The 8,421-nt window shown below is 38.6% G+C and carries 7 protein-coding genes; 2 read left to right on the forward strand and 5 right to left on the reverse strand.

What is annotated here, in order from left to right; genetic code table 11:
* Nucleotides 1–13 precede the first annotated feature (13 nt).
* Nucleotides 14–289, reverse strand: a complete 276-nt coding sequence (locus tag HUN22_RS13615) for a hypothetical protein (RefSeq protein ID WP_174730369.1) — start codon at nt 287–289, stop codon at nt 14–16.
* A gap of 316 nt (nt 290–605) precedes the next feature.
* Here HUN22_RS13615 and HUN22_RS13620 point away from each other — a divergent pair, with 316 nt between their 5' ends.
* Both HUN22_RS13620 and HUN22_RS13625 read left to right on the forward strand, forming a co-directional pair.
* Nucleotides 606–1,313: a YoaK family protein gene (locus HUN22_RS13620; protein ID WP_174730372.1), complete on the forward strand. Its 708-nt coding sequence runs from the start codon at nt 606–608 to the stop codon at nt 1,311–1,313.
* Nucleotides 1,314–1,460: 147 nt separating this feature from the next.
* Nucleotides 1,461–3,374, forward strand: a complete 1,914-nt coding sequence (locus HUN22_RS13625; protein ID WP_174730375.1) for an alpha/beta fold hydrolase — start codon at nt 1,461–1,463, stop codon at nt 3,372–3,374.
* A gap of 55 nt (nt 3,375–3,429) precedes the next feature.
* On the opposite strand, the gene HUN22_RS13630 is transcribed toward HUN22_RS13625, so the two are convergent.
* The 4 genes from HUN22_RS13630 to mqo all read right to left on the reverse strand — a co-directional run bounded on the left by HUN22_RS13630 (nt 3,430) and on the right by mqo (nt 8,067).
* A complete protein-coding gene (locus tag HUN22_RS13630; RefSeq protein WP_174730379.1) occupies nt 3,430–4,764 on the reverse strand; it encodes a basic amino acid/polyamine antiporter in 1,335 nt (444 codons plus the stop codon).
* 5 nt (nt 4,765–4,769) lie between these two features.
* The gene (locus HUN22_RS13635) at nt 4,770–5,648 is read right to left on the reverse strand and encodes a homocysteine S-methyltransferase family protein (RefSeq protein ID WP_081175003.1); all 879 of its coding nucleotides are present in this window, start codon (nt 5,646–5,648) and stop codon (nt 4,770–4,772) included.
* Between the two features lie 216 nt (nt 5,649–5,864).
* Nucleotides 5,865–6,335 carry a hypothetical protein gene (locus HUN22_RS13640; protein WP_174730382.1) on the reverse strand — a complete coding sequence of 157 codons (471 nt, stop codon included), beginning with the start codon at nt 6,333–6,335 and terminating at the stop codon, nt 5,865–5,867.
* 91 nt (nt 6,336–6,426) lie between these two features.
* Nucleotides 6,427–8,067, reverse strand: coding sequence for a malate dehydrogenase (quinone) (mqo, locus tag HUN22_RS13645; protein WP_174730385.1), 1,641 nt, complete (start codon nt 8,065–8,067; stop codon nt 6,427–6,429).
* Between the last annotated feature and the right edge of the window lie 354 nt (nt 8,068–8,421).

Genomic DNA, 8,421 nt, shown 5'->3' on the forward strand with positions numbered 1-8,421 from the left:
ATTTAAGCAAGATTTATGATCTGCACTGTTGCATAGTACGCATCATGGTTTTTACAAAATCACGCGGTACTTCGGGGCTTTGTAAACTTAAACTTCCAAGTTTATTCATAAGTTTAGGAGAGTATTGGCGCTCTAAACGGTGATAAATACATGTGCAGCTTGATCGGCTATGGCCTGCCGCTATGCATTTTAAATAGAAATCACGATGTGCATTGCTTTTATAGCCAGCAGAGGTGATCGATACAAATAATAATCCACCTAAAAAAATTAAAAAATTATAAAAAGACATGTTCCTTCTCGTCATTGTTGTTTTCTTTATCAATCACTTAGCACAATCGAATTCATGCTAAATACTGGAAAAACTCACGGCTTCATCATAGTTAGAACAGTTTTAGAGGTCAAATTGATTTGAAGCTGAGAACAGTTTATTGTTTTAAAAATATTCAATTTTGATTGTTGCCATTTTAAAGACAGTGTTACGACATTACGCACCCTATTTTTTTACATCGTTTTTTGCTTTCATAAACGTTTTAGCATTATTCATTTTTAAATCATTTATATACAACTTAATTACTTTAAGATTTTAATTTAACAGGATATTTTATATGGCAGATACCCCAATTCAAAAAGAGACAGAAAGTACCTGGGCAATATGTCGAGATCCTGTTTTGCTGACCATGGTGGGTGGGGCGATTGATACTATCGGCTTTATTGCCTTGTTTGGATTTTTTACCGCGCATGTGACGGGAAACTTGGTGTTAGCAGGGGCTGCAATGGTTAAAGGCGGCTCTGGTTTGTGGATAAAGCTCGCAGCTATCCCGCTATTTATTTTGACAGTGGTGATTACCAAACTGTTAATTGACCGTAGTCAGGTCAAGCATAAAACACTGTCTTATTTATTTTTATTTGAAGCTATTTTTCTATGTGCCTTCATGGTGGCAGGACTTTACTTTGAGCCATTTAAAGATCCGGATGCACTAACAGTTGCGGTAACAGGAGGACTGGGTTTAATTGCTTTGGCTATTCGTAATACTTCAAGCAAAACCCTCATTAAAAATATTAGCCCTAGTACTATGATGACTGGCAACACTACCCAGCTCGGTATTGATATTGCCAACTTACTAAAAAACAATAACGCAGCCAATCGGGCTAGTTTTCTAAAAAGTGCCAGTATTGTAATAGGGTTTGTCATTGGTGCTTTCTTGGGAGCGGTACTTTATGTCTATTTTGATTTTTGGAGTGTAGCGCCGTTTATCTTACCCATTTTGTATTTTTCATATTTAGCTTCACAGCAAAAGTTCAACCAAGCTTGATTTGAAAAAATAACAAATGAGCCTGAATTAAAATGAGTTCAGGCTTTTTCGCAATAAAGATAAACAGAAGCTGAGCCGAAATTGTTCGTTCACGGCTTTACAGGCATAATGACCAGATGGGGAATACATTCGATTAAGGAATGCAGAATGACAAAGTCTTACCATTATTCATTGATAACAATAATGGCTTTGCTCAGTGGCTGTCAGGTTATTCATTTGAAAGAAACTAATTTAAGCAGTGCTTTAAATAGTAAAAATGAAAGTATTTTGACCGCAAATACCTTAAGCCATCAAACTCAAAACTTACTGTATTTGGTTAAAGAAAATGAAAAAACTTGTCTGCAAAATTTTGATGATTGTTTAAATAAAATTCAGAGTCTGTCCGAAAATAGCAGCCGAGAAGAACGCTATGCTGCGCTGAGTGAAATTTATTTAGCCAAGGCTTTAGACGTTGGGCGTAGCAGCCAGTGTAATGTTATTAATAAAAGTAGCAGTTGCCTTGAGCAAGAGTTAGCGCTGTTTGATAAAAGCTTGCGCTATAGCTATGTCTATTTGTTTGACTCGGAAGAGTCGCCGTTCGATCGGGTATTTGACCATCGCCAAAATCAGGTACGTATTTTTTATAACGTTGCCTTGTCGAAGCTTATGACCACGTATTTTAATCATTTAAATACGCATCGTTTTCCACCATTGCTTAAAGCAGATGGGCATGAGTACCACGTCAATTTTGACCATGCATTAGATGTACAAAAGATTGATGTCGATACTTTTCGCTCAAGTTATAACATGAACTTTTCTGGCTTTAATACCGTCAACCGTAAGGATGGTTTAGGGGCAGAGTTTATTGTCGGGCGTAAAGAAAATGATGTAAATCATGGCTTCATTTTAGACCCCGATGCTTTTTATGTTCACCAGAATAATCCAAACATACATTTACCGCGCTTCTTTCCGGTTACTGCGATTGCTTATCCAAAACAAAAAGCTACAGCCGATCAGGTGATTGCTGGGGCGGAGTTAGAAATTGCGATGTTCGATCCATATCGACAAGATCGTGTAAAGGTTGAAGGCGTGGACTATCCGCTCACTGCAAACTATTCGGCACCTTATGGGCTGTGGCTATCGAAATATAATTTAGGTGCAGCAGGCTATTGGTCTTTAATTAATAAAGAAACCAATTTGATCATGCCGCATTTATATATGCTGGAACCTTTTAACCCAAATAAGAAAATCATTGTGTTTGTTCATGGTTTAGCAAGTAGCCCAGAGGCGTGGGTGAGTCTAACCAATGACATTATGGGTGATGCCGAATTAAGGAAAAACTATCAAGTTTGGCAGGTGTTCTATTCAACCAATATGCCTATTATTGAAAGTCGTTTTCAGATTTATTCTTTACTGAATCAGGCTTTTCAAAACATTGCCAAAGACAGCTATGCGGCAGATGATGCGGTATTGGTTGGGCATAGTATGGGCGGAGTCATTAGCCGCCTATTGGTGAGTAATGCTGATGTTTCCGATTTAGCCATACAAAAAATGAATGAAGCACAGTTAAAGCGCTTAAAAGAAAATCCGGTAATTCGTGAGCGTTTTCAGTTCAAAGCATTGCCATACTTTAATCGAGTTGTATTTGTTTCGGCACCACATCGTGGTACGGACTATGCTGACCGATGGTTTACCCAAATTGCCCGCCGAATTATCCGTATACCTGCGGACTTTTTTATTGCAGTTGAAATGAGAGATGAAAAAAATACTAAACTTAGAAAAGGCATAATTGAAAATGGAGCAAGTGATTTAAGTCGTTCTTCTAACTTTATGCAGCTTACCCACGCTATTCAACCATCGCCACAAGTAGTCTATCACTCAATTATGGGCAATATTAACGGGACAGCAGATAAGTTAAAAAGCAGTGATGGGATTGTGCCTTATCAAAGTTCGCATTTGGGTGGGGAGCAGTCGGAGTTGATCATTAAAGGTGGACATTCGATTCAAACCACCCCTGAGGCAATTTTAGAATTACGCCGTATTTTGCGATTACACTTAAAGCAGACGCAGCCTTCAAAATAGAAATTTTTGTTTTTAGAAAACCACTGCTGAACTGAGTCAACAGTGGTTGAAATAATTAATTAAGCTGGTTTTGTTTGAGCGATTTTTTATGCTCAAAATAGCTGATTGAAAAAATAACCAAGCCGACCAAATACAACACGCCAGACAAGAGTAGTAAGTCTAAACCTGCTGCATAGAGCAACCAAAGTGCATAGATTGAAGCGACACTTGCAATCGCAATATGCGGCGTGCGTTTATGGCGAAAGGACTCTTTCAGATAAAAAGCCGACACCAGAAAATAAGGCAGTAAAATCATGACCGATGAAATCAATAAAAGCTGGGTATAGTTTTTATTGAAAAAATATACGGCAATGAGTGAGCCTTGTACGACAAGCGTCGTTAGCCAAAGCGATGAAATGGGTACATTGTTCTGATTATTCTTTAAAAATAATTTAGGAAATGCACCATTTTTTGCAGCCAAAAATGGAATTTCAGTGGCAAACAAAGTCCAGCTTAAATAAGACGATGCAACGGAAATAATCAACCCGATGGTAATAATGATGGTACCCGGCAAGCCGATCAGTTGCTGCAAAATGGTCGCCATAGATGGGTTGTGCATGCCAGCAAGCGCTTCACGACTCACCACGCCATAAGCCAATACGGTTACCATCACGTAAAAAGTTAACGCCAGTAACACACCTAAAATGGTCGCTTTACCAATGTCATGGCGTTTTTTTGCACGTGATGATAAAACCACAGCACCTTCAATACCCGTAAATACCCAAAGGGTAATCAACATCAGGTCTTTCACTTGCTGCCAAAGCGGAACTTGCAAAGAAAAGTCATGTAAGTTGAGTTTGAATAAATCAAACTTAAAGGCAATGAAAGTAAAGAAGATGAAAACCACCATTGGAATAATTTTGGCAATGGTTGCCAGTAAATTCACAATTGCCGCTTCTTTAATGCCTCGACTCACTAACCAGTGCACCAGCCATACAAAAATGCTTGAGCCAATCAGTGAGTAGAGCGTATTGCCTTCACCAAAAATAACGTGGTCTTTGCTGTCGGTAAACATGCCGACGCCGGAAAAGGCAATCACCACATAACCCACAATACCAATGGTGGTACACAACCAATAGCCCCAAGCCGAGCAAAAACCAATCAGGTCTCCAAAGCCTTCGCGCGCATAGTTATAAATGCCACCGTCAAGGTCTGGTCGTTGACGGGTTAAATGTAACAGCGTGAGAGCCAAGAAAATAATGCCGACTCCGGTAATGAGCCATGCAACAAGAAGGGCAGAGCCGTTGGCAACCTGAGCCATATTTTGGGGAAGGCTAAAAACGCCTGACCCCACCATAGAGCTAAATACCAGCGCTGTAAGCGACAACAATCCAATTTTGGCAGCAGACATGGTATTTATTCTTTAAAAAATTGAGAAAGTTCAGCAATGTGTTCTGGTCCAATACCGCAGCAACCGCCTACTAAACTTGCACCTGCTTGTTGCCATTGTTTAGCAAAATCAAGATAAGCTGGAGCATCTAAGTCTTTACGAATTTCATCCAGACCATCGTTGGCAGTAGCGCTTTCATCTTGCGGTGGGAAAGCATTGGCATAAGCACCAATTTGTACAGATTCAGGAATAAGCCCTTTAATTTCATTAATTGCTTGCAAGATCACTTCAGGTTGGCAGCAGTTAAACAACACTGCTTTGGCATTTGATTGTTTGATGAAATCAGCCACTTGTTGCATGTTTTCGCCAGAACGAAGTAGTGCTTGTTCTTGTTTAATTTCATCTTGCAGCGTAAATGACACCCAATAGTCTTTACCATCTTGTGGTAATAACGCATGTACCGTTTCGACTTCTTTTAAGCACGATTGGGTTTCAGCGAGCCAAAAATCTACCTCTGGTGCCAAGGTGTTAATGATTGGCTCAGCAAGGTTTTTAGCCTGTTCAGGTTGGAACAAGTCTGCACGGTAAGAACCAAATAACGGCGGCAAGCAGCCTGCAATTTTGACATTTTTGCCGCTTTCTTTAACTGCATTTTTTGCTTGTTCGATGGCAACTTTAATTAAACGCACGCCGTCAGTTTCAAAGCGTTCTTGTCCAATGTGAAATGGCACAACTGCGTAGTTGTTAGTGGTAATGACTTCTGAACCAGCCTTAATAAAATCGAGATGTACTTCTTTTACTGTTTCAGGTGCTTCAATAAGTGCAAGCGCAGACCACTCTGGTTGACGAAATGGAGCGCCACGACGGGCCAATTCACGGCCTAAACCGCCATCTAAAATCTTCATAAATTACAACATAAAGGGAGAAAAATAATTCAGCTAATCTAACGTGTAGATGAATTGTGTTCAATCGCGAATATGCTCGATATATTTCTAAATAAATTAGATTGTTATGAATATTTTTTCTTAAGAGGAATTCTGTAAACGATGTTCAGTTTTACTGATGAACTTCATGTGAAAATGAAAATATCTTTAATTGAAAATCTAGAATAAAAAACGATTTTATAGCGCGCCATATTGCTGCCAACTTTCACCTGTGTGCTGCGTTTTATAATAGGCATTAAGTTGCTCAAGCTGCGTAAAATGTATGCCTGACCAAATCAATAAACTAATGAATATTAAAACTTTATATAATCTTTGAATTTTTTTGAGGCGAGCAAAAGCCAATAAAACAAAAAATAAGGCAGGTAAAAATATAAAGTATTGAACAGGGGAGAAAAATAAATGAGCAGTGCTGAAATATAACGCCACTGTACTCATCAGCACATTTAAAACAGAACATAGCTTTTGATATTTACCGAGCTTAAATGCATAAGCAGTTAGAGTAAGTAATACGGCTGAGCTGACATAAATGGCTGTACCGCCAATCATCCACATATAAAACCCGCTTACCAAAAGATAAGCCAGTAGCAAAACAAGCACGAGCTTAAAACCAAAGGATAAGAGGCGAGATGATAAGTTTAAAGGCGTCATAGCGAATCTAAATATCTCAAGTTGGAGCTTAAAAAACAAAAGGACGAATCGAAATTCATCCTTTTGATATTTTACTTATACATCGTCAAATTTAGTTTGCTTTTGCAACTGGGGCAGCAGCAGTTTCATCGTTTGCAGCTTTGAACGGAGATGTATAGTTCAAGCCAAGCGTAGAACTTGTGTATTGACGAACTTTGTCGAGTAACACAGGGTCTTTGCTCAAGTCTTGTTTATAAGACACTACAATTTCATGAAGCTTCTGATTCCACTTACCTTCAGTTTGCTCAGGGAACGCTTTTTCAAGCAAGTTAAGCATAATGTATGGAGAAGTCGAAGCACCAGGAGATGCACCTAACAATGCAGTTACAGCACCATCTTTAGAAGCAAAGATTTCTGTACCGAATTGAAGCGTTGCAGGTTTGCCCGGTTCTTTTTTGATGATCTGAACACGTTGACCACCTTGGCTTAAACGCCAATCTTCAGCTTTCGCATCTGGGTAGTATTTACGAAGTTCATTGAGACGGTCTTCATCTGACATCATGACTTGGCTAACCAAGTATTTAACAAGATCAAGGTTTTCCAAGCCAACAGTCGTCATTGGTAAAACGTTGTTTTTGTTGGTTGATGCAAGTAAGTCAAGCTGAGAACCATTTTTCAGGAACTTGTTTGAATAGGTTGCAAATGGGCCAAACAATACATATTTTTTACCGTCGATATAACGCGTATCAATGTGTGGTACAGACATTGGAGGCGCACCAAGTTCAGCACGGCCATAAACTTTTGCTGTGTGCTCTGCAGTAATTTTTGGGTTGTCCGTAATTAAGAACTCACCGCCAACAGGGAAACCAGCATATTGTTTAGCTTCTGGTAAACCAGTAAGTTGCAATAATTTAACTGCTGCACCACCTGCACCGATAAATACAAAACGTGTTTTAACGTGATCTACTTTACCAGTTTTCAAATTCTTGAAAGACACAGTCCAAGTTTTGTCATCATTTTGGCTGATGCCAGTCACTTCAGTTGATGTCTGTAATTTGAAATTCGGGTTTTGATTTAAATGACTCACTAATTGTTTAGTGATTGAGCCATAGTTTACGTCAGAGCCAACATCCATACGGGTTGCTGCAACTTTTTGACTAGGGTCACGGTCATTCATCACTAAAGGCGCCCATTGTTTAATTACAGCTGGGTCTTCAGTAAATTTCATGCCTTTAAACAGCGGGCTTTGAATCATGGCAGCATAACGTTTTTCTAAGAATTGAACGTTATCGCCCCAAACGAAAGCAATGTGAGGAACTGGGTTAATGAATGATTTAGGTTCAGCTAAAACGCCTTGTTTTACCTGATATGACCAGAACTGTTTAGCGACTTCAAATTGAGAAGCAACTTTTTCAGCTTTGGCAATTTCCATCTTACCGTTTTTCTCTTCGGTATAGTTCATTTCCATAAAGCCAGAGTGGCCTGTTCCGGCATTGTTAAAGCCGTTTGAACTTTCTTGAGCAACTTGGTCAAGACGTTCGTACATACGAATTTGCCAGTTTGGTTCAAGCTCAGTCAAATAAGTACCGAGAGTGGCACTCATGATGCCGCCGCCAACAAGAACAGCATCAACAACTGGCTCATCTTTTGCAGTTTCAACTTGTTTTGACGTTGTTGGTCTAAACAAGAATGCAATGCCTGCAATTAAAATAAGAATGATTAATACCAGAAGGTATTTCAAAAACTTTTTCATGTAAGGGGGACCTTAAAATAAGTTATTTGAGTCACTTAAGGTGTGAGGAAACCTAGACAGCGTATCCAGACAAAATGGATATAAATGCGAATGTAAATTCTCAAAATTAGAGAACTTCGAAAAAAATAAAAATGACTTGGGATTATCGCAAACACTCTATATTTTAGACTAATTTTGCATTGACAAGACAATTTTTATAATAAATAGGGTTCATCAAAATCATAAATATGATTTATATTTAACCAAATTGAGTTTTAATAAGATAATTTAAGTTAGATATTTTTATTTAAGTATTTGAAAATTAAATAATAATTTAAATTTGATTAAAGTTAAATCACTTGAGGAATATTTGCC

Origin of the sequence: Acinetobacter lactucae, assembly GCF_013344765.1 — a bacterium.
GTDB classification, from domain to species: domain Bacteria; phylum Pseudomonadota; class Gammaproteobacteria; order Pseudomonadales; family Moraxellaceae; genus Acinetobacter; species Acinetobacter lactucae_A.